The sequence below is a fragment of the Dolichospermum sp. UHCC 0315A genome (assembly GCF_008121535.1).
Taxonomy (GTDB): Bacteria; Cyanobacteriota; Cyanobacteriia; order Cyanobacteriales; family Nostocaceae; genus Dolichospermum; species Dolichospermum lemmermannii.
The window spans coordinates 2,788,581-2,811,549 of record NZ_CP043056.1; the positions used below are offsets into that span (position 1 = coordinate 2,788,581).

Here is a 22,969-nt window from a genome sequence, read left to right on the forward strand (position 1 = left end):
CTTGATTCTCGGTTAGCGGAAGCAGCTAGTCCTTGTGGTGTTAGTTTGGTCGTTTTTGATTAGGGTTGGTTAATGCCTGGGTAGAGGATAGAAGGTAAAATAAAGATAATGGTAGCTACAATTTATTCAATACTTCTTGTACTTTTTGAGCATTTTGTGTATTACCTTGTTGTTGAAATAGTTGTTTTGCAGTTTCTAAATCTTTAATCGCACCTGCTTTATCTCCTGATTCATATTTAGCAACTCCCCGGTTGTAGTAGGCTATGGCTAATTGAGGATTAATGGTGATAGCTTGAGTATAATCTTTAATCGCACCTGCTTTATCTCCTGATTCAGATTTAGCAACTCCCCGGTTGTAGTAGGCTTCGGCTAATTGAGGATTAATGGTGATAGCTTGAGTATGATCAGCGATCGCACCTGCTTTATCTCCTAAATCATCTTTAGCATTTCCCCGGTTGCTGTAGGCTATGGCATATTGAGGATTAATGGTGATAGCTTGAGTATAATCTTTAATCGCACCAGCTTTATCTCCTGATTCAGATTTAGCATTTCCCCGGTTGCTGTAGGCTATGGCATATTGAGGATTAATGGTGATAGCTTGAGTATAATCTTTAATCGCACCAGCTTTATCTCCTGATTCAGATTTAGCAATTCCCCGGTTGTAGTAGGCTTCGGCATATTGAGGATTAATGGTGATAGCTTGAGTATAATCTTTAATCGCACCAGCTTTATCTCCTGATTCAGATTTAGCAATTCCCCGGTTGTTGTAGGCTTCGGCATATTGAGGATTAATGGTGATAGCTTGAGTATAATCTTTAATCGCACCAGCTTTATCTCCTGATTCAGATTTAGCATTTCCCAGGTTGTTGTAGGCTATGGCAAATTGAGGATTAATTGTGATAGCTTGAGTATAATCAGCGATCGCACCTGCTTTATCTCCTAAAGCAGATTTAGCAAGTCCCCGGTTGCTGTAGGCTTCGGCTAATTGAGGATTAATGGTGATAGCTTGAGTAAAATCAGCGATCGCACCAACTTTATCTCCTAAATCATCTTTAGCATTTCCCCGGTTGTAGTAGACTTCGGCTAATTGAGGATTAATGGTGATAGCTTGAGTAAAATCAGCGATCGCACCTGCTTTATCTCCTAAAGCATATTTAACAAGTCCCCGGTTGTAGTAAGCTTCGGCATCTTGAGGATTAATGGTGATAGCTTGAGTATAATGTTTAATCGCACCAGCTTTATCAACTAAATTAATCGCAATACCCCAACTATAATTACCCCATTCCTTTAATGTTTTCTCATCAGGTTGTTCACCTTGTAAATAGCGAAAATCAGTTTGTAAAACCGGGTGAGCAATTTTACTATTTATCCCCACTAAATAACCTTTTTTATTAATAATTGCTTCTCCACTCATCCCCTGTTGAATATCATTTAATTTTGATTCTGATAAAGTCCCTGGTTTGCGTGCGAATACGGAAGAACTACAACCAATGATAATAATCCCAGAAGCGGGAAATAAGAGAATAAAGAAGAATAATAAATGGGATAATTTGTGTAATTTCATAGATGGTACTCCTGGTATTTGATAATTTGGTAATTGGTTAATTTTCCATTTATTTCATAACCCGTCGGGGAATCAATTCCCCGTCTAATAGCAGAAGTCCGTTAAAACGGACTAAAAAATTCTTCCATTCAGTCGGTTTCAACCGACTTTAGCTTTTAGACAGGGAATTTATTCCCTGGCTTTAAGCTATTAGTTGATCATTAGATTTGGGTAATATGGACATAACAGCCATAACTACACCGATAATCAGGATAATTCCTGAAATAGTGCCAAGAATTAATTTCCAGGGAATTGGAGGCGCTGGAGTTGCTGGAGGTACTGGAATTGGTTGACTTACTGTTAATGCTTGTAAGAGGGTGTTTGAAAAGTTATGGTTGATGTATCAAATATTTTTTACCCCACCCTAACCCTCCCCTTGTAAAGGGGAGGGAACTGGATTTTTATTGTTTCCCCCCTTTACAAGGGGGGACTAAGGGGGGTAGCAATGTGATGAAAATTACCAAATACCACTTTTCAAACATCCTCTAAGGCTTCTTTCGCATTGTGAAAGCGTTTTGTATAATCCTCACAAATCATTTTATTTAAAATATCAGCAAATTCAGGAGTAACACTTGCTTTTGTTTGCCAATTTTCAGCTAATAAAGGTGTATAACTGGGATCTTCTCCTGTGATAGCAAACACCCCAATCATACCAATAGAATAAATATCACTGGCAAAAGATACTATTCCCAATAATATTTCTGGTGCAATATATCCTTTTGTACCTCCCAGAACTGAACCTACTTTTATTCCCGGAACTGTTACTTCTTTCGCTAAACCGAAATCAATGATAACTAATTTATTATCACTACTTCTGCGAATAATATTATCTGGTTTGATGTCTCGATGAATAATTGCATAACCAGGATTATTTTGAATATATTCAAAAACTTCTAGAATCTCAATTAATAAAGATATCGTCTTTTGTTCTGATAATCTTTGATTTTGTCTGACCTCTTGACTTAAAGAATGTCCTTCAATATATTCTTGTACATAAAATTCCTCTCCACCTTCTGGAAATCGTTCATAAATTGTGGGAATTTGTTCATGTTTCTCACCAAGTTTACCTAATGCTTGCGTTTCTATTCTGAACAGCCTTAAATATTCTTGCCAATATTGATTTAATATTTCTTGCTGTTGTAAAATAGGTAAATTTTCAATATCTAATTTAGAGGTTGTTTGAAAAGTATCAGATGAAACCCATAATCTCCAAAAACCTAACCCCCCTGCCCCCCTTCCCTACCAGAGAATGGGGTTTTCAAAGCCTCTCCCCGCGTCGGGGAGAGGTTTGGAGAGGGGTCAATTTATACATTCAAAACTTTTCAAACATCCTCTTAGATGCGGTAGGTTTTTTGAGTTGTTTTAAAATCCGAATTGGTTGATTTGGATGATTAAGATCTTTAACTTTATAGGTAATGCCAAAACCAGTATGATGAGATAAAAGATCGATAATTTTGTAACGTTCTCTCAGCAAAGTCCCTATTCGCAAGATATTATTCATAAATTATCTAAATTCAATATTGAATAATATACACCAGCAAAGCAAGAATTAATACTGAATCACAACCGGATGATCTGTGATAAACGTCTCCTAATACCCAATAACCAATTGACTTAATATTATGAATCAAACCTATACAACAGATGTCCTAGTAGTTGGTGGAGGCACAGGTGGAACAGCGGCCGCTATCCAAGCAGCACGACGGGGTATAAAAACCATCCTCGTGAGTGAATTTTCCTGGTTAGGAGGAATGCTTACCTCCGCCGGTGTATCCGTACCAGACGGAAACGAATTACAGTCCCTTCAAACTGGTTTATGGGGAGCTTTTTTACAGGAATTGCAACGCAGACAACCAGGAGGATTAGATCATAGTTGGGTCAGCTTTTTCAGTTATGATCCGCGGATAGGTGCAGAAATATTTGCCAACTGGGTGCGAGAATTACCGAATCTTCAGTGGATTTCCGGACAAGTGCCATTAGCAGTGTTGCGAACCCAAGACTGTATCACAGGTGTCCGCTTTGCAGATTTCACCGTCAACGCCAAAATTATCCTTGACGGCACAGAATTAGGAGACTTATTAGCATTAGGAGAAATCCCTCACCGTTGGGGTTGGGAATTACAGTCAGAATGGAGAGAACCCAGCGCCCCAGCCAACTTCAACGCCCTTACTCAAACTTATCCAGTCCAAGCACCAACCTGGGTAGTAGTCATGGAAGACTTTGGCGAAAATACCGCCCCAGCAATTCTTCCAGCCCCTAACTATGATCCCTCCCAGTTTACAGGAGCTTGGGATAACTATAGTCCAGAAAAATTTTTGAACTATGGACGCTTACCAGCAGATCGATTTATGATTAACTGGCCTATTGCGGGCAACGATTACTGCCAAAATGCCAATCGGTTGCTAGACTCAGTGAAAAAGCGCGAATTTGTGCAAGAATGTTATTGGCACAGTCAGAATTTTGCCCATTTCATTCAAACCCAGTTTGGTAGGCGTTACGGATTAGCAGAAAACCTGTTTCCCCATCCTAACTCCGCCTTTGCCCTCCATCCCTATTATCGGGAAAGTCGCCGTCTAGTAGGCTTGACAACTGTTTGTGAACGGGATATTTTGCCTTTAGCCAACAGTAATACCGCATTACCATTTTCTGATGCTATCGCTGTTGGTAACTATGCCAACGATCACCATTATCCTGGTGTAGAGTTCTCACTGCAACCTAAATCTATCCGCTGGGGTGGAAGATGGACAGGAACACCCTTCACTATCCCCTATCGCGCCCTGGTTCCTGCTACTACAGATGGTTTGCTAGTTTGTGAAAAAAACATTTCCGTTTCCCACATCGCTAACGGCGCTACTAGACTTCAACCAATAGTCATGGGAATTGGACAAGCGGCAGGTATGGCAGCTTCTCTTTGTATTGTGCTAGAATGTCAACCCAGGGATTTACCAGTGAAGAGTTTGCAGGCTGCATTATTGACAGACGACGATGCACCTAGCGTAATTGTTCCCTTGTTTAACTTATTAACTAATCATCCTGATTGGTTGTACTGGCAAACTTATTATTTAGACCACCCAGAAGCTTATCCTGCCGATGGTAACTGTCCTTGTATTTTAGTCGATGAAGATAATAAATTAAATCTCGACTGCTTTACAGGCAAATTCCGACGACTGGGTGAGCAAAATTACCAATTTAATATTACAAATCACACCAATTTAACTACAACAAATTGGCAACTTGTGGCGTTGAAATCTGATATAGACCAACAACTGCAAGCTTTGACCCCAGAAAAAATACTCAAGATTTGGGGGCGGACAAATTTCTCTGGAAATTGGTTACTTGTTGACCATCTTGAAGAAGTATAAAATGAACATTTATTCAGTAAACTACAATACTTTTTCCCGAATTTTCCGGACAGACATATAAAAGTTAAGTATTAGTGAAGTAGAGAGTTCTAAAATAGACATCTACTATGCGTGCTGCCATTTCACTTTTAGTATCGAGTCTGGTCCTTGGCTCCTTAGCTTTTAACTGCGAAGCAGTACAGACTCGTTTTTCCGCTCTGTCAATGGCTAAGTCCGATTACCAGCTTTCACCTTTGGTGTTAAACCAGAGTTTCAACCTGGCTGATAACTCCAAACCTAGCCCCAACCAACCCGAAAAACCCAATCCTCATCGAGGTAGTGGTCGCAGAGGCTTAGATGGATAAGTTGGCAATTTCAGTTCTGTTATTGAATCGTTGGAGCGCAAGACCTGCCAACCCAGAAATGATATTACCGGATTATTGGATCTTTTAAATCCTGCATACCACTTCTTGAATCGAAACGATATAGACAGTTACAGCACTACACTTGTTTGATTCTATCGTTTGTAAATTTCCCTTTCACTGACACCAGATATAGATAGTTACAAGCACTATATCTTTTATCAGTCCCACGGCTACTGCGTCATCACGCAAGCTATCAGTATTGCAATTTCTCTGCTAAAAACATAGACAGTTACAGCACTTCATCTCTCGAAAATTGTTCAATATTTCATCAAAACATCCGGTAATTACTCAAACCTTGGCGTGTATTGGTGATTAAATCACTAATACACGTACCAACCTCGCCCTTCACAATCGCTTCTGATCACAGTCATGGTTTAATATTTGGGCGTTAACAGGTAAAAATAATCACCGGATTTCAGGAAAAAGCAAACTTTTGGTTAAACTTGTCAACTCATCACTTTAGATAAAGTTTCTCTCATTAACTTTAGTGTTTGTCCACTACCACAAGCAACATCTATGACTCGGAGTTGTCCTTGGGGAATATGGTTAAAAGCTATCAGTTGGGATTTGAGAAGAGACATTTCGCTAAAGTGATTAATAAATCAAGTTTCTAAACTTTGTCTTCACGGGTTTCAAAAGCAAAATCCCAGTAATTATTGTTCAGAGTTTTCCACCTATTTTCTGAAAAAAAGTTAAGTTTTGTGAAGGATTCTGTCGAGTTCACTAGCTCGTCCGAATTTTTACAGCCAAAAAAATGGAAAATGTAAATCATTCATCACAATTTTTACCTGTTAATAGGTGTGAATGGTTTATTTTATGGACATACAAACCACGACAGTCGCCCTCCTAGCCTTCTACGTCGCCTGGAATTTGGGTGCAAATGATGTTGCTAATGCGATGGGAACTTCTGTCGGTTCTGGGGCTATTACGCTCAAACAGGCAATCATTATTGCTGGGGTGTTAGAGTTTCTGGGTGCTGTCTTGTTTGGACAAGAGGTAACATCTACCCTTGGCACGAAAATCGCTAATCCAGCCTTATTTGTGACGACACCACAAACTTTAGTGATGGGAATGATAGCGGTACTGCTAACGGCTGGGATATGGCTACAAATTGCTACAGCTAGGGGTTTACCTGTGTCTTCGTCTCATGCCATTGTGGGAGCGATCGCTGGCTTTAGTTGGGTAGCTTTAGGAATAGAAGCAATAGATTGGTCATCCATTGGTTTAATTACCATTGGCTGGATTTTAACACCAATAATTAGTGGCGCGATCGCCGCTGGGTTTTATAGTCTGATTCAACATTGGATTTTTAACCAACCCCAGCCCCTATCCCAGTTACAGGAATGGATTCCCTGGTTAAGTACATTGCTATTGAGTGTATTTGGCATTATCGTTCTCCCGACAATCACTCAACCTCTGAGTCAGTTCTTACTCACAGAGGGAAAATTGAATATTCCCCCCCATGACATCACCCTATTCATCGGTGGAATGGCTGCAACTAGCTTGACTTTGATCAGTTGGCGACAATTGGCAAATAGTCAAATTGACAATAAAATTCAAGGTTTATTTGCCAAATTTCAAGTTTTGAGTGCTTGTTTCGTGGCCTTTGCTCATGGTTCTAATGATGTTGGTAATGCGATCGCCCCCCTAGCAGTAATTTCCTACATTAATCAACAAGGTAAAGTCCCCAGTGATCAACTCACCATTCCCCTCTGGATTCTAGTTCTCGGTGCGATGGGGATTGTCGCAGGTTTAGCAGTTTGGGGTAAAAAAGTTATCGCTACCATCGGCGAAAATATTATTTCCTTAGAACCTAGTAGCGGATTTTGTGCCGAACTGGCCACAGCCATCACCATCTTAATAGCTTCCCGCTTAGGTTTACCCGTTTCCACCTCCCACGCCCTTGTCGGTGGAGTTGTGGGTATTGGACTGGTACAGAACATTAAATCAATAAAATTTGCTACTATCCAAAATATCGCTGCGGCCTGGTTAATTACAGTCCCCATCAGTGCCGCCCTGAGTGCCACTATTTTTACCCTCATGGTAATTTTCTGGCAGTGAACTACCTACACTTCCCTTGCGGGTAAGTATAGGCTTCCTACCCAGTTAACAGCTTTTTGCTCTTCGAGAACAACAAGACTTATGTTAAGGCGATAGGCTGACCCCTCGTTCCAAAGGCAAAATCAATGGCAACTATCAATCAATAGGTATTCCGCACTGATTTGATGCTTGTAGTTAGGTATTCATTTGTAAGACTTTCATCACTATCATTCCTGAAAAAAATGATAGATAATAATCTTGTAATAAGTTAATTAAATTTATAAGTTCAGTGAAATTGTTCAGTTTCCTGTCTTTTCTCAAGGAAACTTAATACAGATGTTGGTCTGGTATCCGGGGCAGCAACTTAATCATCAAGGTGTTAGAGGCTAGAAACTGATGGGGCGATTTGAGAAGCGACCAGAAAACCCACGCATTAGAGGTGAGCTATCCAGAGCCGCAGAAAATGCCCTATGGGATGTAGTTGAGGATTTAGAAAATCTTCAACAAAATCTATTGAGGTCGTTACAGGAAGACGTAAAACGCTTAGAAATTGAAAAAACCAGACTATCTACCGATATTCAAAAGTTAATTGAGGAAAAAGAACAGTTACAACAATCACGGCAAATTACGGAACAGCAAGTATTAATCCGTCAATTAGCAGAAGTTTTAGCCAAACACATATCTTCCCAATTACAATCCTCACTAAAAACTTTAGCTACTCAAGCCGTAGAATATAATCCCTCTGATCTAGTCACGTTGCAAAATGCTCAAATAAATAATAATACAGTTAATGAAATCGGACAGAATGTCACTAATATGCTAGACAGTCTGGATGATAACGTCACTATTGCCTTTAATTCCCTATTACAAGAACTCAAAAACTATCAAGGTGATCTTTCCCAACAGTTGTCACGGATGTATAGCCAACAACAGCAAGGGGAAGCAATATTAGCAGAATTTGTAAATCGTCTCCGCAGTGAAGTAGAAAAAAATCGAGATGCAAATTCTCTCAAGGTAATAACAGGGGGCCCACCCACAGTTTTACAACTAGCTGATAGTCTGCGTGGTGAAGCCATAACTCATCAAAATGGAAATGGGGAAAAATCCTCACAAAGAATCATTGTCGAACCAGTTACTTTAATTCCTCACCAATCTCCACAGGGTGATTCTACATCAGCAGCCAATGCGGTTATATTATCTTCACCAACAGAGAAAACCCCTGAACCCAGTTCTTTCGTAAATCCAGATTTACCAGCAATACCAGAAAATCAAAGCCCTGAACTCAGTTCTTTCGTAAATCCAGATTTACCAGCAATACCAGAAAATCAAAGCCCTGAACCCAGTTCTTTCGTAAATCCAGATTTACCAGCAATACCGGAAAATCAAAGCCCTGAACCCAGTTCTTTCGTAAATCCAGATACATCACTGGAAGACAAAAACTCTGAACTTAGTGCTGTTTTGACTTCTAAAGTATTAACAGCACCATCATTAGGAGAGACAAAACCTGAACCAGTTTCTGTTTTAACTCCTAATTTATCAACAGGACGACCGCCAACACCAAAATTAAGGCGCGAAACAACATCTAAACAAAAAACAACGCCTAAACAACCAGCAACTCCTCAGCAACCAGCAACTCCTAGACAACAAAGATCCCGCACCTCTCCCAATTGGTCACAGTTGCAAATAGGTTTCCTCTTGATCTGTTTGTCTACAGTGGTTTCGTCTCTTTATAATGTAGCAATTAAAGCAATTTTCTTTACAGCTTCTAACCCCTTGGGCGGATTGCCAACCCAACAGTTAATCTTTCCCACATTGGGGAATATTTTCTTAATTTTGATGCTACGTTTATTAGTGGTTGTACCATTAATGTTACTTTTATCGCCGATATTACATCCTCCTATTTGGCAAGAGCTAGAAAATTTATTTGCTTCATTACGGGCAAATGCAACTCCTGTTCAGAACAAAACTAAACAGTCCTTATTTTTGTCAGTAATTAGCGGTTGTTTATTATTTTTATCCCAGGTATTTATTTACATTGCTATCGGTGAAGTCACAACAGGAATGGCGATCGCCCTCTTCTTTATCTATCCAGTGATGAGTGTGTTCCTATCCTGGGTTCTATTTCAGGAACGTCCCAATTTAATGGTAACAGGGGCAATGGCAGCAATTTTTTGTGGTGAATTATTAGTTTTAGGCAGTCAGTCTGGAGGGGTGAATAATACCTCACTAGGAAGCACCACGGCCATTCTGTCCGGGATAGCATTTGCAATTTATGTTATTCTGACGAGAATATGCGCTACTAAACTCAAACTACATCCAGTATCTTTGACTTCAATTAACTTCACTACCATGTTGTTATTAAGTTTGATTTGCTTAATCATCCCTTTACCCAGTAATTTAGGTTTAGCAATTAGCTCATCGAATATCCTGGAATTGGTGTTAAGTGCTTTTATATTAGGTGTTTTGACTTTGTGCGGTTACTTATTCAATAATTTTGGCATTCGTAACCTAGGCACTCCCGTATCCTCTTTAATTGGAGCTACAGTCCCAATTTTAACCGTAATTTTTGCTGGGGTAATGTTGCAAGAATCCCTAAATATTGCCCAAGTTATCGGAGTTATCTTGGTTACGGTAGGTGCAGCAAGTATTAGCTTGAAAAAAACACCTAATCAGCTACAACCTAGTAAATGAGTGGGGGAGGTAGGGGAGTGGGGGAGGTAGGGGAGTGGGGGAGGTAGGGGAGTCGTGACTTTCAGTTGTCTGGATTTTTATCAGTAAAATTTTTTTAACCAGCCATAAGTGGTATTAAAACTTCTCCGCAATAAATTTCCAGAAAAATTCTTAGAAAAATATCTAGATATTTCAGAAATAGGCAGTTATAATGGTTTGATAGATACAAAATGCAAATCATCTGCCGTTCCTCCTGCTTACTCTATACCCCTGTATCCCAACACCCTGAGTATCTAAAGTCTTCGAGTCATACCAGGGGAGGGGGTTAGTTAGTCTGACGAGAGAAACTACCAATTTACACCCCCAACATTTATCACCTAAAAATTCCCGAGTCAAACAGTAATTTTAGGTTTAGATTTAAAATATTTGTATCCAACTGGGTGTATAATTCGTAGTTTGATTTGAATATCACACCTGTAAACAAGCCATTTATCCGTCTGTAGAATATGACCAACGACATCGATCTGATCAAGCGTCTTGGACCTAGTGCGATGGATCAGATCATGCTTTATCTTGCCTTCAGTGCCATGCGGACAAGTGGCCACAGGCATGGAGCATTTCTAGATGCAGCCGCAACAGCAGCCAAGTGTGCAATTTACATGACCTATCTAGAGCAGGGGCAAAACCTGAGAATGACTGGGCATTTGCACCACCTTGAGCCGAAACGAGTGAAAATCATTGTTGAAGAAGTAAGACTGGCTTTAACTGAAGGCAAACTTCTCAAAATGCTGGGTTCCCAAGAACCGCGCTATCTGATTCAACTTCCCTATGTCTGGATGGAAAAATATCCTTGGATACCAGGAAGATCCCGCGTCCCCGGTACGAATTTGACCAGTGAAGAGAAAAAACAAATTGAGCAAAAGCTGCCAGACAATCTTCCTGATGCCAAGTTAGTTACCTCATTTGAATTTATGGAGTTAATTGACTTTCTCCACAAGCGATCGCAGGAAGAATTACCTGCTAATCATCAGATGCCATTGAGTGAAGCATTAGCGGAACACATCAAGCGTCGGCTATTGTATTCAGGAACGGTAACACGCATTGATTGTCCCTGGGGAATGCCCTTTTATGCTCTCACTCGTCCGTTCTATGCTCCAGCCGATGATCAAGAGCGCACGTACACAATGGTAGAGGATACGGCTCGGTATTTCCGGATGATGAAATATTGGGCAGAGCGTAAACCAAACACGATGCGGGCTGTGGAAGAACTGGATATTCCGCCGGATTGGATTGAGCCAGCAATGGAGGAACTAGACGAAATCATTCGTTCTTGGGGAGATAAATATCACCAAGAAGGCGGAATACCGATGATCTTACAAATGGTTGTTGGTAATAAAGATGAATAGAAAACAAAATTTTTATGTTGGGTAGGGTGGCATACTTACCAGCCCTACCGTTATGAATCTATTTACTCATGGGAGTTGAGGGGCTAAAGCGAAAGTCTATTGCTGGGAGTTAGAACCCAATGGCTTTGTAGACACCGCGCCGAAACCGCTAGATCCTTCACTGGCATCAATACAAGTATTTAATGCTTGAGTAGGACTTAAATCAATTTCTCGACGTAAACCAACTACACAATCAGCAAAGGTTACTGGTAACAAACTGCGACCACAGGATGTTAAAGTAGCTGAATTTTCTGAACCCTGATAACTTTTACTAATGCTAACTACACAGGTTGCTAGATCCTGTGGAATACGAGCCTGACGACAGGAAGAAAGGGCATCCACAGGTGTGATTTGTGTAAGCTTATGAATTTTTGCTACACATGAGGATAACTCTCGTGGTTGGAGTGCAGCGGCACAACTTTGAGATGCCGGTTTAGCTGTGATACCCACGCTCAAAAGTTGAGCAGCACAAACCCGATAGTCATTTTCGTAGGAATCGGTAACAGCCATAGTAGGAAAACTACTGGCTAGTAATCCACCTATAGTTATCAATGATGCTGTAAATCCTCTGAAGAAATAATTGGTTTGTTTGTTCCCAAAGTTACTCATTTTTTTCGCTTTTTAAGATAACCGTTTTCGATTCCACCAAGGTTATGCTACCGTAGAACTTAGTCCCAATCTTCTACCATCCAGGAATATCGGTGCTTTTCCCCATAAATCCACCGAAAATTGGTGAATTCAACGGATTGATTTCTCTGAATATTAGCGGTAAATAAAAGGCAATTTAGCTATAAAATGTCTATGCTTTTGGGAACTATGCCATAATGGTAGGTCTGAATAAAATTTTAGAAGGATTAAATTAAGGAAACTCATGTCCCGATATAGAGGACCCCGCCTCAGAATTGTCCGTCGTTTAGGCGAATTACCAGGCTTAACTCGGAAGAGTGCTAGACGTGCTTATCCCCCCGGACAACATGGTCAAAACCGTAAGAAGCGCTCTGAGTATGCTATCCGTTTAGAGGAAAAGCAAAAACTCCGCATGAACTACGGTTTAACTGAAAAACAAATGCTCCGTTATGTTCGTAAAGCCAGACGAGTTGCTGGTTCTACTGGACAGGTGTTGCTGCAATTGTTAGAAATGCGCCTGGATAATACGGTTTTCCGCATGGGTATGGCTCCGACAATCCCCGCCGCCCGTCAATTGGTAAATCACGGTCATGTAACTGTTAATGGCAAACCAGTAAATATTGCCAGCTATCAATGCCGTCCTGGTGAAGAAGTCGCTGTGAGAAACAGAGAAGCTTCTAAGAAGTTGGTGGAAGCTAACTTGCAATATCCCGGTTTAGCTAACCTTCCTAGTCATCTAGAGTTTGATAAAACTAAGTTGTCTGGTAAGGTCAATAGTGTGATTGAACGGGAATGGGTAGCTCTACAAGTTAATGAACTACTTGTGGTGGAATACTACTCACGTCAAGCGTAGTAGTCAGTGGTCAGTGGTCAGTAGTTAGTGGTTATTAAACAACGAACAACTGACTAATGACTAACCGCCAATATGCGACATGGTACGGGTGTAAGTGCCGACAGTACCAGGGTCGCGTTGCTTAAAGTTTATTTCTGATTTGATATTTAATATTTGTCTGACTTGTGCTTGTAATTCGGTGGTGCTAATACCAGCACGTAAGGCGGTTTTTAAATCAATTTGACCTGTTTCGTTTAATAAGCAGGGACGTAGCCAACCATCGGCGCTCAGACGCATCCGGTTACAGCGATCGCAAAAACATTCTGACATTTGGCTAATAAATCCTATTGTGCCTTTAGCCCCAGGAATTTGAAATACATCAGCCGGTCCATTACCACAAACTTGGGATTCTGTCAAGCCCCAACGCTCACGGATGGATTGACGTAAATTTGCGGAAGATACCCAACCGCGATCGCTGAATAAGTCTCCGTTGCCAATGGGCATAAATTCAATAAATCGGACGTGCCATTGTTTATCAATGGTTAAAGCTGCTAAATCTAAAATTTCATGGTCATTAACGCCGGGAATGACGACTACATTTAATTTTAATGGGTCAAATCCCACATTATACGCGGTTTGAATACCTTGCCATACTTGTTGCCAGCGTCCACGTCCATGATTACCGATAATTTCTGCAAATATATGTGGATCTAAAGAATCTAAACTAATATTAATTCTTCGTAAACCTGCATTATAGAGATTTTGGGCAATAGGAGCGAGTAAAAACCCGTTTGTAGTCATTGATAAATCTTCGGTTTGGGGAAGATGAGCAATTTTGGCGACTAAATCAACTATATGGGGACGGAGTAAAGGTTCTCCACCGGTTAAGCGAAAGCGGGTAAATCCGACGGGGATAAATACTTCTTGAATGAGGGTAAGCAGTTCTTCATCAGTTAATAATTGCTGTTTGACAATATAGTCCAGTTCTGCGCCTTCTGGCATACAGTATTGACAACGAAAGTTGCAGCGATCAATTAAACTGATACGGAGGTAATCCACCTGGTTTATAGTTTCGCTGGTTGTCATATTTAAGGGTTATCTCTAACTATGTTTTTTTGGTAACTATGCCGATAACTTCTAGTGAAATTATCGTTTAATTTGCTTAGGAAAGTCAGGAACTAACAAAGATTGTGATAGTTCACCTTGTTCATTATAGAATTTTATTTGACCTTGTTCATTACATAACCATACTTCAATGGCTTGAGATTCTAAATATAATTTTTTCTTAAATTCCATTTCCTCAAAGGTATTACCAGTGGATTTAACTTCTATACAAATTTCTGGGGCTATAGAAGCTGATATTTCATCTTGAATTTGATCAAATCTTTGGTCTGAACACCAAACTACATCAGCAACTTTAACGCCATCTGATGTATTAATTGCACATTCTGGCATGACTTCACCAGTTTTCAATAAAGATTCTAATAGACGTTGGATTCTTCCTTGATAAAAAGAGTGTTTAATCTTTACTGGACTCATGACGATTTGCCCCCATTTATTCAATTCAATCTTGAAGGGTAAATCTTGTAATTGTTTATGTTCACAAACTTCTTCCCATTTCATAGTCAATTACCTAGAGTGATCAGAACAATATTATCTTAACGGATTTTTTAAAGGAATAAAACAATCAAAGTCATCATTGAATATACAAGAACCTAAACCGAGTCCTGGCTGTCGTAATCCTTTATTTGGCATAGACTGAGGTTCTTTATTAATCTTTACTTCTACCCATTGCAATAACTGTGTGGCCAGTTGAATTTGCTCCTTTTCATCCAGACTTTTGAGAAGATGTTCAGCAAGCATCGCTCTGTATAGAGGAGGTAAGGTTAATACTGCTCCAAAAATTTCATCGTAAGTAACGTTAGCCATACAGAAAACTCTTTACAGAGTACAGTAATGGCATTTTAGCATAAATGCGCTTAACCCACCCTACGGACTAGGGGTGATAATTAAGCGTGTGTCAATATATCCCCATTAGAGACTCACGCAAATGGTAAGTCTCATAAGGGAGAATATGAACTGAAATCAAGCTTCAAAAATATGCTTTAGACAGCTAACCTCAACTGTTGAGGTTGTTGTTGCAAGATTAAGTTGATGACTTCTGGACTCCATTTCAGGTCTCGACTACTGAAGTCTGCAAACTGCTGACCTTGAATAGTGGGTTCCCATTGCCAATAATGCCTTTGCTGGTACTTCATAACTTCCAGCATTTTATTAACACGCTGAGAAGTCCATTTACCTCTAGTGCTTCCTCCATTAAGATGGTAGGCTATCCCTGCAGGAATGAGATATTCCTTGGGAAGAGTTTGTTTAGTGAGTCTCAAGTCTACCTCGAGTATGAGTTTTAGATTTCCTGAAACTTTAAAATGAGGTAGTTGCGAATATTCGGTATTTTGTGGCATCATGAAATAGACTCCTCTGTTTTAAACAAAAAAGAAATTGATTGACTGATATAGACCGTCAGTTAAGTTTTAGCAAAGCAGGTGTCAGCAAAGCTTTGGCGAGCTTATGCTGACATTTAATGTATGGATGTTGAAAAACAAGCTTTTTACACCCACGTTATTAATATATAACACTAACTTGGGTGATTGGCAAATAAAAATATTTACAGTTAGCCATAGTAATATATATAGCACCTTATTTTTAAGTTTGTCAACAGTTTATAAAACAAAAATAAATCCCCGACTTCTTAAAGAAATCGAGGATCTAGCTTTCAATTAATCACAAGTATTAAATTAAACAGCAGCTAATTCTGGAGTCGGACGCTTACTGTTACGGATATTGGTAATCGCCTCAGCATAATCAGGAGCATTGAACACAGCCGAACCCGCTACAATAGCATTAGCTCCAGCTTCTAAAACTTGCCAAGTATTATTAGCTTTGAGTCCCCCGTCAACCTCAATCCAAGGATCTAAACCGCGTTCATCGCACATTTGACGCAACTTGCGGATTTTAGGAACTACGCTAGGAATAAAGCTTTGACCACCGAAACCGGGGTTAACGCTCATAATCAGCACTAAATCACACAATTCTAGGACATATTCAATTAACTCCAAAGGTGTACCCGGATTGAGTACAACTCCAGCTTTCTTACCGAGTTCTCTGATTTGTCCCAAGGTACGGTGCAAGTGCGGAGATGCGTTATGTTCTGCATGGACAGAAATAATATCAGCACCAGCTTTAGCAAAACCTTCTACATACTTTTCTGGTTCCACAATCATCAAGTGGACATCCAGCGGTTTGGTTGTAACTGGACGAATCGCCTCCACAATCAGAGGACCTATTGTAATATTAGGGACAAAACGTCCATCCATTACATCAACGTGAATCCAATCTGCTCCCGCTTTGTCTACGGCGCGAATATCGTCACCCAGACGACTAAAATCTGCTGATAGGATAGATGGAGCGATAACTATAGGTTTTTGAGATGAATTTTGGGTCATGGCTAGTGGGTTTTAAGCGTCTTCGTCTGTAAGTATCGTAACAAAATATGGAGAAATTATTAAAAATTAATTCAAAACTCAAATTTTTCAGAAAACTTCCCCCTCTTCCCTCAAAATATGCACAAAAATTGGATACTTTTTTGGAGTTTAGGTTTTTCTGGCTTGACTTTACCAGTCTTTGCTGGTGTCAAGGTTGCCAATTTTTTAGGTGCTAACGGCATTGATGCGCTGAAACTACATCAAGCTCCTTATAATTTGACTGGGCGGAAAATTGCTATTGGTCAAGTCGAAATTGGTCGTCCGGGGATGTTTGGCTGGGATAAAGCCGTATCTAAAAATCGGTCTGTATCGCCATTTGCAGTGTTTTCACGCAATGTTCCCGCCAAGTCGAATGTTGGTGTTGATCCTCATGCCTATAATGTTTCTGGTGTCATGGTGAGTCAAGATAAGGCTTTTCCTGGTGTCGCACCAAATGCTCGATTATATTCTTCTGCTGTCGGATCTACAAAAAAAATCGGTCAACCAGAGGAATGTTTATCAACACAACACATTGCATTACAAAATGGTGGTGATGTGCGGACGATTAATTTTAGTTTTGGTGAACCTCTGGAACGTGATCCCCGACCAGAAGCTATGTTAGATGGTAATGCTTTACTAACATTATGTATTGACTGGTCTAGCCGGGTTCATGATGTTGTATATTCAATTGCTGGCAATCAAGGCAAAGGCGGGATTCCCATTCCTACAGATAATTTTAACGCAATTAATGTGGCTTTTTCCTCAGAACGCGAGGGAATTTTTAATAAAGTTCACGTTTCTAATTTGGCGAGTATTAATCAAGGTATAGAAAATCGTTTAGCTGGGAAAGAATTTAATATTGGGGGGAGAAGTGCAATTAATATAGTTGCTCCTGGGACTAATATTCCTTTACTTAATCCTGATGGTAAGTTAAATAAATCTACAGGTACGAGTTTTGCCGCCCCACAAGTTACGGCTACGGTGGCATTATTACAGGAATTTGTGGATAGACAATTACGAACTAAACAACCAAATTGGACTATTGATGCTCGTCGTCATCAAGTCATGAAAGCAATATTACTCAATTCGGCGGACAAAATAAAGGACAGTGGTGATGGTTTACGGTTGGGAATGACGAGGACTTTAATTGATAAACAAAATCAAGATTGGTTAGCAACGGACGCTTATAAAAATCCTAAAATTCCCCTAGATGCTCAAATGGGAGCAGGTCATTTAAATGCCTTTCGAGCCTATCAACAATTGAATGGTGGTGAATGGAAACCTAATGCAACTGTTCCGCCTATTGGTTGGGATTATGGTATTGTTAATGCTAATTCTTCTAGGGAATATGCTCTACAAAAAGGTTTGAAACAAAATAGTTTTGTGGCTATTACTTTAATTTGGGATCGTTTGGTGGAGTTAAATGATAAAAATAATAATCAGGAATATGATATAGGGGAAACATTTATAGATAAAGGATTAAATAATCTTGATGTTTATTTAGTTAAGGAAAATGGGAAAAATAATGAAGTTGTGATTTGTGATTCTGTGAGTGAAGTTGATAGTGTGGAACATATTTTTTGTCCAGTTCCTACTAGTGGGAATTATAAAATTCGGGTGCAATTTAAAAAGCAGATAAATGAATCTACTCAACCTTATGCTTTGGCCTGGTGGACTGTAGGTGAAAAGTGATATACAGCACTTCCCGGTGTTATGAGGTACATATCTAGCGGGCAAGACTTGTACTGAGCTTGTCGATAGCGCAGCGTGGCGTTAGCCATAGTATGCCCGCACTACAAGAGTTTCATGATTCAACTTTGTACCTCATAAGAGCGGAAACCGCTGTAAGTAGTCGGGCAAAATTAATTGAACATTTTAAAAATCCCTAAACCAATTAATTTTGTAGGGGGCCTACCCCTGTGGTTGCCCCAAATACCGGGGTAGGCACGGGGGCGCTACCCCTACATTAAATCCAAATCTTTTATGCTTTAAATATGCTGTAAAAACTCAACTTCTGGTAATAAAGGATCATTAACAATGCCTACACCAGCAAAACTCCAACGTTTGATTAAACTACCTATTTGGGAACTAGCAAGAGATTCTACAGTCAACCGGCTGGCTAAATCAGCAGCATGAGTATTGAGATAACTCAAAGCCTCGAAATCTTCTTTAAATAATAATAAATATCCTGATGTAGCATCATCAACACGGGCTGTGAGATATTTACCATCTGTTCTTGAACGAATAATATAATAAACCATTTGACAACTAACAACTGACAACTAACAACTAACCACTGACAACTAACCACTGACCACTAACAACTGACAACTAACTAATTCAAATCTTCTAACTTAATTCGAGGATCTGCTGCTTTTAAAATTAAGTCAGCAATTAAATTACCAATAATCAATAATACTGCACTCATTACTAAACTCGCCATTACCAAATATTGGTCTTTAGCTAAAACAGCTTGTAAAGTTAACTTTCCTAAACCCGGCCAGTTAAAGAAATTCTCCGTAATAAATGCACCACCTAACAAACCTGCTAATTCAAAACCCAATAAAGTAATTAACGGATTAATAGCATTTCGCAAAGCATGAACATAAATCACCCGATTTTCTGGAAGTCCTTTAGCGCGAGCAGTTTGAATATAATCTTGGCGTAAAACATCCAATAATTGACCACGCATAATTCGTTGCAAACCCGCAAAACTGGTAATACTTAAAGCAATTAGTGGTAAAACTGAATGCCAAGCGATATCGAGAATTTTACCTAACCATGTCAGGTCTGCATGATTAATACTGGTCATATTACCCACCGGAAAAAGTGGAGTAGTCAGTTGAGCAAAGAATAGTAGAAATAAAACAGTAATAAAACTGGGAATACCTTGACCAGCATAACTGACTATCTGTAAAACTTGGTCAGTTCGGCGATTTTGTTTGACAGCAGCGAGAATACCTAAAGGAATGGCGATCGCCCATGTGATAATTAAAGAAGCGATCGCTAATAACAACGTGGCTGGAACTCGTTCCCATAGCAGCGATGATACAGAACGTTGATAAACAAAACTTGTACCAAAATCACCCCTTGTCAAAATTTGCTTTAACCAAAATCCAAACTGTTGTGGCCAAGATTTATCTAAACCAAATTGTCGTCTAATTTCTTCAATCCGTTCTGGTGAAATTTTCGGATTTTGCCGCAGGGTATCTACATAATCTCCCGGAGACAACTTCATAATAAAAAATGACAAAGCAGACGCTAAAAAAATTGTCAATAGCGCCTGTAAAAGCCGTTTTATCACATAAATAAAAGTTTCATCCGTAACTCGCCTAATTAGCCAGTCTCGACTTATATCCAAGGAAATTTTTGTATTTGTCATTAGTCATTAGTCAGTTGTCAATTATGTTTTCTAATATTGAACCAGCGAGATAATAGGGACATCAGGTAAATATTTCCGTCCTTGCAAATCCATTAGTTCGATGATAAACCCAAACCCTATCAGTTCACAGTCAATCTTTTGTACCAACTTAGCTGTTGCACTGGCAGTGCCACCAGTAGCAATCAAATCATCCACAATTAAAACTTTGCTACCTGGCACTAAAGCATCTTGATGTACTTCTAATGTATCTGTACCATACTCTAGTTGATATTCAATTGAGTGAACCGCTGCCGGTAATTTCCCTTTTTTCCGAACAGGAATAAAACCAGCACCTAATTTATAAGCAACAGGCGCACCAAAAATGAACCCTCTTGACTCCATACCAATAATATAATCTACTTGAAGTTCAATTTCAGAACATTTTTGTGCTAAAAAATCAATAGTATAACGCAATCCGTCCGGGTCGCTTAATAGAGTAGTGACATCTCGAAATAAAATTCCCGGCTTAGGAAAATCCGGTATATCACGAATCAGAGATTTTAAATCCATATTATTTACGTAAGTAGTTAGTGGTCAATGAAGAAACAAAGGGCAAGAAGCGAAAATTTTCCTAATCTCTGCCAAATCCTACCCTATAATGTCATTGACGATCACCAAGAATTTGAAAATTTAATGTATATGCAAATATTTGGGTAGAAAAACTAAGTAATGTATATAATTGAACTGCCATATCGCGCCAGCAATTAGCGGTGGACGGATAAGTAAATCAGTTTATTGGAAACGTATAAGGTATTTGATAGAATGAACGTCTCTGCTAGTGTCACATCTTTAAACATCCCAAAAGCTCAGGGAATGCCCATGATTTTGGATACTTTACCAGATCCAGCGATCGCTGGTCAGGTATGTCCAGCCAGAACTAGATTACAAATAGATTTGATGTTACTAGCCATTGAAGCCTTAGAAATAGGCGGTTCTGAAGCCATTTTATCCTTTGCTGAAGAATTAGACCTCCAAGGGATCATCAAAAACCGGGTAAACTTATGGCGGATGCGAGCATCTAACCCCATGCGGAGAGCGCATAGTCGCCGGCCTTTAGATATTTTAGAAGCCAAAGCGTTAGTAGTTATTGCCTGCTACATTTCTCGACGCTTAACAGTTGTGATCCGCCAACTACTAACCATATATCAACAATTGGCTGAGAAGCAGATTCCCCCAGAACAAAATTTAAGATTAGCTAATTACCTAGAAAGGTTTAGAGCGCATTTTAAAAGTCGGATGAATTCCCGTCGTTCCAGTGTCCTAGCATTAACTTCTAATGAAAAATTAGATGAACTAGCTATAGACTTATTAGGAAAATTACTATTTTGTACAGGTACAGCGGGAATGCAACGGTACTGGATTTCTCTTTTTGACGGTGAGGTAGAATAAATAGAAATAAATACTGCAAAATCATTCACCGCAAAGATGGCTATGATTACGCATTTTAAGATTGACGGGGATTAAAATCCCTTGAGTCGCGGCTGGTGAGCCATGTCGATAGCGTAGCGTGGCGTTAGCCATACTATCCCTCTGGTCCCTAAAGGGACTGAGTTTCCCACTTCCCACGAGGTTTTATGAATATCCAACGTAAATATAGTTTGCCTAATTGTACCCTGCTCCTAGAGGGGTTAAGTGACATGACACAGACTGCTAACTTTCAAGAACTGCGTCCCCAACTATCTATATTAGTGAATGCAGAATGCTATATATCTAGTTATACTCAACCCATTGTTGGTGGCAGGGAATTTTTTGAAAGCTTAGTTAGAGCAGTCAGCGCCTACGCCCAAGAAGTTTTAAGCAATATCCCCAACCCTCAAGTTCAGAATCATAATTCAGAGTTAGTTGAATTACAAAAAATTAACAGCAACAGCCACAGATTAACTGTTCACACTGAAATCACAGGAGACATGGGGGGAAACACCAGCGAAGGACAACCCATTCAAATTGTCCTGAACACAGTCCAATTATTTGATTTAGTTGAAGCCGTAGATCAGTTTTTTGCTGACAGCCAGACTTTACCAGAATTATCCCTAGAACTACACCCAGTTAATCGCAGTTATAGTGGTTCAAATCAAACCTTACTCAAACAGGCAATCCCGGCTACCATGGGCGTATCCAGTCTAGCCGTAGCTGCACTGGCTTTTAGCTTAATTCCTGCACCTCAAATCAGTCCACCTCAAGTCAACTCAGAGGTTGAGTCCAGCACTTCTATTCCCACGCCCACAGTAGCAGTAACCCCCACAACTACACCCACAACTACACCCACAACATCAGCAACCCCTACCGCAGTTCAAGATTTAGAAACACTTTTAAAGACAGTTCCAGAAATAAAAGATCCATCTCAATTACGGGCATTAAATCGCCAAGTTTATAACCAAATTCATCCAGCTTGGGTAAATCGCTCAGAATTGCCAGAGGATTTAGTCTATCGTTTAGGTGTCGCCGCCGATGGTAGTATCGTTGGTTATAAAGCAGTCAATCAGAAAGCTAGTGACGCAATAGATAAAACACCACTACCTAAACTGCTCCATAATCCTGCTAATCGCGTCCCGAATGAACCTATTGCTCAATTCAAAGTCGTATTTACCCAAAAAAGGTTTTTAGAAATTAGTCCCTGGCTAGGATACGCCAAAACACCAGAAGTAACTGGCAAAAAAATTACTGACACCAGTAAAATCAAAGATCTAAATCAAAAGCTGTATAGTACAATTCGTCAAAATTGGAGTGTGACTCCCACCTTTGCCAGCAACCTGAAATATCGAGTAGCGGTGAATAAAGAAGGTGTGATTGCTGACTATGAACCACTCAACCAAGTTGCTTTTGACTACTTCCGGGAGACACCTTTACCCCAGATGTTCCAATCAGTTTATGGCTCAAATGTAGCTGCACCCGATAATAAAGAAGCACTAGCTCATTTTCGAGTAGTCTTTACCCCTAAAGGTGAATTAGAAGTCAAACCTTGGAAGGGATATAAGTAATTAAAAATGCAAAATTAAAAATTAAAAAAGAAGAATCCAATTTTTTAATTTTTAATTATTAATTTT

At 39.7% G+C, this 22,969-nt stretch carries 22 protein-coding genes; 9 read left to right on the plus strand and 13 right to left on the minus strand.

Going from position 1 to position 22,969, the window contains the following annotated elements:
• Positions 1 to 115 precede the first annotated feature (115 nt).
• The 3 genes from BMF77_RS13585 to BMF77_RS13600 all read right to left on the minus strand — a co-directional run bounded on the left by BMF77_RS13585 (position 116) and on the right by BMF77_RS13600 (position 3,104).
• A complete protein-coding gene (locus tag BMF77_RS13585) occupies positions 116 to 1,564 on the minus strand; it encodes a tetratricopeptide repeat protein (protein ID WP_148763486.1) in 1,449 nt (482 codons plus the stop codon).
• Positions 1,565 to 2,077: 513 nt separating this feature from the next.
• On the minus strand, positions 2,078 to 2,764 hold the full coding sequence (locus BMF77_RS13590) for a serine/threonine protein kinase (protein ID WP_371735624.1): 687 nt from the start codon (positions 2,762 to 2,764) through the stop codon (positions 2,078 to 2,080).
• Between the two features lie 151 nt (positions 2,765 to 2,915).
• Positions 2,916 to 3,104 carry a hypothetical protein gene (locus BMF77_RS13600; protein WP_246862916.1) on the minus strand — a complete coding sequence of 63 codons (189 nt, stop codon included), beginning with the start codon at positions 3,102 to 3,104 and terminating at the stop codon, positions 2,916 to 2,918.
• A gap of 118 nt (positions 3,105 to 3,222) precedes the next feature.
• Here BMF77_RS13600 and BMF77_RS13605 point away from each other — a divergent pair, with 118 nt between their 5' ends.
• Positions 3,223 to 4,965 (plus strand): FAD-dependent oxidoreductase, encoded by a 1,743-nt coding sequence (locus BMF77_RS13605; RefSeq protein WP_148763488.1) that lies wholly within the window; start codon positions 3,223 to 3,225, stop codon positions 4,963 to 4,965.
• 107 nt (positions 4,966 to 5,072) lie between these two features.
• Entirely contained in the window at positions 5,073 to 5,309 is a 237-nt protein-coding gene (gene patX / locus BMF77_RS13610) for a heterocyst-inhibiting protein PatX (RefSeq protein WP_015078262.1), read from the plus strand.
• A 506-nt stretch (positions 5,310 to 5,815) separates the two neighbouring features.
• Here patX and BMF77_RS28645 read toward each other — a convergent pair.
• Positions 5,816 to 5,950, minus strand: a complete 135-nt coding sequence (locus BMF77_RS28645) for a hypothetical protein (protein WP_256370303.1) — start codon at positions 5,948 to 5,950, stop codon at positions 5,816 to 5,818.
• A gap of 235 nt (positions 5,951 to 6,185) precedes the next feature.
• Here BMF77_RS28645 and BMF77_RS13615 point away from each other — a divergent pair, with 235 nt between their 5' ends.
• From BMF77_RS13615 to hetR, 3 genes are all read left to right on the plus strand, one after another.
• The gene (locus BMF77_RS13615; protein ID WP_246862918.1) at positions 6,186 to 7,430 is read left to right on the plus strand and encodes an inorganic phosphate transporter; all 1,245 of its coding nucleotides are present in this window, start codon (positions 6,186 to 6,188) and stop codon (positions 7,428 to 7,430) included.
• A 375-nt stretch (positions 7,431 to 7,805) separates the two neighbouring features.
• Complete coding sequence (locus tag BMF77_RS13620; RefSeq protein WP_148763492.1) at positions 7,806 to 10,100, plus strand: EamA family transporter; 2,295 nt, start codon at positions 7,806 to 7,808, stop codon at positions 10,098 to 10,100.
• A 485-nt stretch (positions 10,101 to 10,585) separates the two neighbouring features.
• Positions 10,586 to 11,485, plus strand: coding sequence for a heterocyst differentiation master regulator HetR (gene hetR, locus BMF77_RS13625; protein ID WP_148763494.1), 900 nt, complete (start codon positions 10,586 to 10,588; stop codon positions 11,483 to 11,485).
• Positions 11,486 to 11,581: 96 nt separating this feature from the next.
• Here hetR and BMF77_RS13630 read toward each other — a convergent pair whose 3' ends face one another.
• Positions 11,582 to 12,133 (minus strand): hypothetical protein, encoded by a 552-nt coding sequence (locus BMF77_RS13630; RefSeq protein ID WP_148763496.1) that lies wholly within the window; start codon positions 12,131 to 12,133, stop codon positions 11,582 to 11,584.
• A gap of 262 nt (positions 12,134 to 12,395) precedes the next feature.
• Here BMF77_RS13630 and rpsD point away from each other — a divergent pair, with 262 nt between their 5' ends.
• The gene (rpsD, locus tag BMF77_RS13635; RefSeq protein WP_027401392.1) at positions 12,396 to 13,004 is read left to right on the plus strand and encodes a 30S ribosomal protein S4; all 609 of its coding nucleotides are present in this window, start codon (positions 12,396 to 12,398) and stop codon (positions 13,002 to 13,004) included.
• Positions 13,005 to 13,064: 60 nt separating this feature from the next.
• Here rpsD and moaA read toward each other — a convergent pair whose 3' ends face one another.
• From moaA to rpe, 5 genes are all read right to left on the minus strand, one after another.
• Positions 13,065 to 14,051, minus strand: coding sequence for a GTP 3',8-cyclase MoaA (gene moaA / locus BMF77_RS13640; protein ID WP_148766973.1), 987 nt, complete (start codon positions 14,049 to 14,051; stop codon positions 13,065 to 13,067).
• Positions 14,052 to 14,129: 78 nt separating this feature from the next.
• Positions 14,130 to 14,606 carry a Uma2 family endonuclease gene (locus tag BMF77_RS13645; RefSeq protein ID WP_148763498.1) on the minus strand — a complete coding sequence of 159 codons (477 nt, stop codon included), beginning with the start codon at positions 14,604 to 14,606 and terminating at the stop codon, positions 14,130 to 14,132.
• A gap of 30 nt (positions 14,607 to 14,636) precedes the next feature.
• Positions 14,637 to 14,912: a hypothetical protein gene (locus BMF77_RS13650; protein WP_210422194.1), complete on the minus strand. Its 276-nt coding sequence runs from the start codon at positions 14,910 to 14,912 to the stop codon at positions 14,637 to 14,639.
• A gap of 176 nt (positions 14,913 to 15,088) precedes the next feature.
• Positions 15,089 to 15,367, minus strand: a complete 279-nt coding sequence (locus tag BMF77_RS13655; RefSeq protein ID WP_210422195.1) for a hypothetical protein — start codon at positions 15,365 to 15,367, stop codon at positions 15,089 to 15,091.
• A gap of 411 nt (positions 15,368 to 15,778) precedes the next feature.
• A complete protein-coding gene (gene rpe, locus BMF77_RS13660) occupies positions 15,779 to 16,486 on the minus strand; it encodes a ribulose-phosphate 3-epimerase (protein ID WP_096670666.1) in 708 nt (235 codons plus the stop codon).
• A 117-nt stretch (positions 16,487 to 16,603) separates the two neighbouring features.
• On the opposite strand from rpe, the gene BMF77_RS13665 reads away from it, so the two are divergent.
• Positions 16,604 to 18,196 carry a S8 family serine peptidase gene (locus BMF77_RS13665; protein WP_148763502.1) on the plus strand — a complete coding sequence of 531 codons (1,593 nt, stop codon included), beginning with the start codon at positions 16,604 to 16,606 and terminating at the stop codon, positions 18,194 to 18,196.
• Between the two features lie 296 nt (positions 18,197 to 18,492).
• On the opposite strand, the gene BMF77_RS13670 is transcribed toward BMF77_RS13665, so the two are convergent.
• The 3 genes from BMF77_RS13670 to BMF77_RS13680 all read right to left on the minus strand — a co-directional run bounded on the left by BMF77_RS13670 (position 18,493) and on the right by BMF77_RS13680 (position 20,435).
• On the minus strand, positions 18,493 to 18,765 hold the full coding sequence (locus BMF77_RS13670; RefSeq protein ID WP_015078149.1) for a hypothetical protein: 273 nt from the start codon (positions 18,763 to 18,765) through the stop codon (positions 18,493 to 18,495).
• A gap of 74 nt (positions 18,766 to 18,839) precedes the next feature.
• On the minus strand, positions 18,840 to 19,886 hold the full coding sequence (locus BMF77_RS13675) for an ABC transporter permease (RefSeq protein ID WP_015078148.1): 1,047 nt from the start codon (positions 19,884 to 19,886) through the stop codon (positions 18,840 to 18,842).
• A gap of 30 nt (positions 19,887 to 19,916) precedes the next feature.
• On the minus strand, positions 19,917 to 20,435 hold the full coding sequence (locus BMF77_RS13680; protein WP_148763504.1) for an adenine phosphoribosyltransferase: 519 nt from the start codon (positions 20,433 to 20,435) through the stop codon (positions 19,917 to 19,919).
• Positions 20,436 to 20,687: 252 nt separating this feature from the next.
• On the opposite strand from BMF77_RS13680, the gene BMF77_RS13685 reads away from it, so the two are divergent.
• A complete protein-coding gene (locus BMF77_RS13685) occupies positions 20,688 to 21,314 on the plus strand; it encodes a DUF3038 domain-containing protein (protein ID WP_148763516.1) in 627 nt (208 codons plus the stop codon).
• A 185-nt stretch (positions 21,315 to 21,499) separates the two neighbouring features.
• Positions 21,500 to 22,903, plus strand: coding sequence for a DUF4335 domain-containing protein (locus BMF77_RS13690; RefSeq protein ID WP_148763518.1), 1,404 nt, complete (start codon positions 21,500 to 21,502; stop codon positions 22,901 to 22,903).
• The last annotated feature ends 66 nt before the right edge of the window (positions 22,904 to 22,969 follow it).

Bases quoted from the DNA above. Each gene is read 5' to 3' on its own strand.
- BMF77_RS13645 (WP_148763498.1), bottom strand. From the start codon at position 14,606: ATGAAATGGGAAGAAGTTTGTGAACATAAACAATTACAAGATTTACCC.
- rpe (WP_096670666.1), bottom strand. From the start codon at position 16,486: ATGACCCAAAATTCATCTCAAAAACCTATAGTTATCGCTCCATCTATC.
- BMF77_RS28645 (WP_256370303.1), bottom strand. From the start codon at position 5,950: ATGTCTCTTCTCAAATCCCAACTGATAGCTTTTAACCATATTCCCCAA.
- hetR (WP_148763494.1), top strand. From the start codon at position 10,586: ATGACCAACGACATCGATCTGATCAAGCGTCTTGGACCTAGTGCGATG.
- BMF77_RS13665 (WP_148763502.1), top strand. From the start codon at position 16,604: ATGCACAAAAATTGGATACTTTTTTGGAGTTTAGGTTTTTCTGGCTTG.
- BMF77_RS13680 (WP_148763504.1), bottom strand. From the start codon at position 20,435: ATGGATTTAAAATCTCTGATTCGTGATATACCGGATTTTCCTAAGCCG.
- BMF77_RS13670 (WP_015078149.1), bottom strand. From the start codon at position 18,765: ATGGTTTATTATATTATTCGTTCAAGAACAGATGGTAAATATCTCACA.
- BMF77_RS13690 (WP_148763518.1), top strand. From the start codon at position 21,500: ATGAATATCCAACGTAAATATAGTTTGCCTAATTGTACCCTGCTCCTA.
- BMF77_RS13675 (WP_015078148.1), bottom strand. From the start codon at position 19,886: ATGACAAATACAAAAATTTCCTTGGATATAAGTCGAGACTGGCTAATT.
- BMF77_RS13650 (WP_210422194.1), bottom strand. From the start codon at position 14,912: ATGGCTAACGTTACTTACGATGAAATTTTTGGAGCAGTATTAACCTTA.
- patX (WP_015078262.1), top strand. From the start codon at position 5,073: ATGCGTGCTGCCATTTCACTTTTAGTATCGAGTCTGGTCCTTGGCTCC.
- BMF77_RS13600 (WP_246862916.1), bottom strand. From the start codon at position 3,104: ATGAATAATATCTTGCGAATAGGGACTTTGCTGAGAGAACGTTACAAA.
- BMF77_RS13630 (WP_148763496.1), bottom strand. From the start codon at position 12,133: ATGAGTAACTTTGGGAACAAACAAACCAATTATTTCTTCAGAGGATTT.
- BMF77_RS13615 (WP_246862918.1), top strand. From the start codon at position 6,186: ATGGACATACAAACCACGACAGTCGCCCTCCTAGCCTTCTACGTCGCC.
- rpsD (WP_027401392.1), top strand. From the start codon at position 12,396: ATGTCCCGATATAGAGGACCCCGCCTCAGAATTGTCCGTCGTTTAGGC.
- BMF77_RS13620 (WP_148763492.1), top strand. From the start codon at position 7,806: ATGGGGCGATTTGAGAAGCGACCAGAAAACCCACGCATTAGAGGTGAG.
- BMF77_RS13685 (WP_148763516.1), top strand. From the start codon at position 20,688: ATGAACGTCTCTGCTAGTGTCACATCTTTAAACATCCCAAAAGCTCAG.
- BMF77_RS13585 (WP_148763486.1), bottom strand. From the start codon at position 1,564: ATGAAATTACACAAATTATCCCATTTATTATTCTTCTTTATTCTCTTA.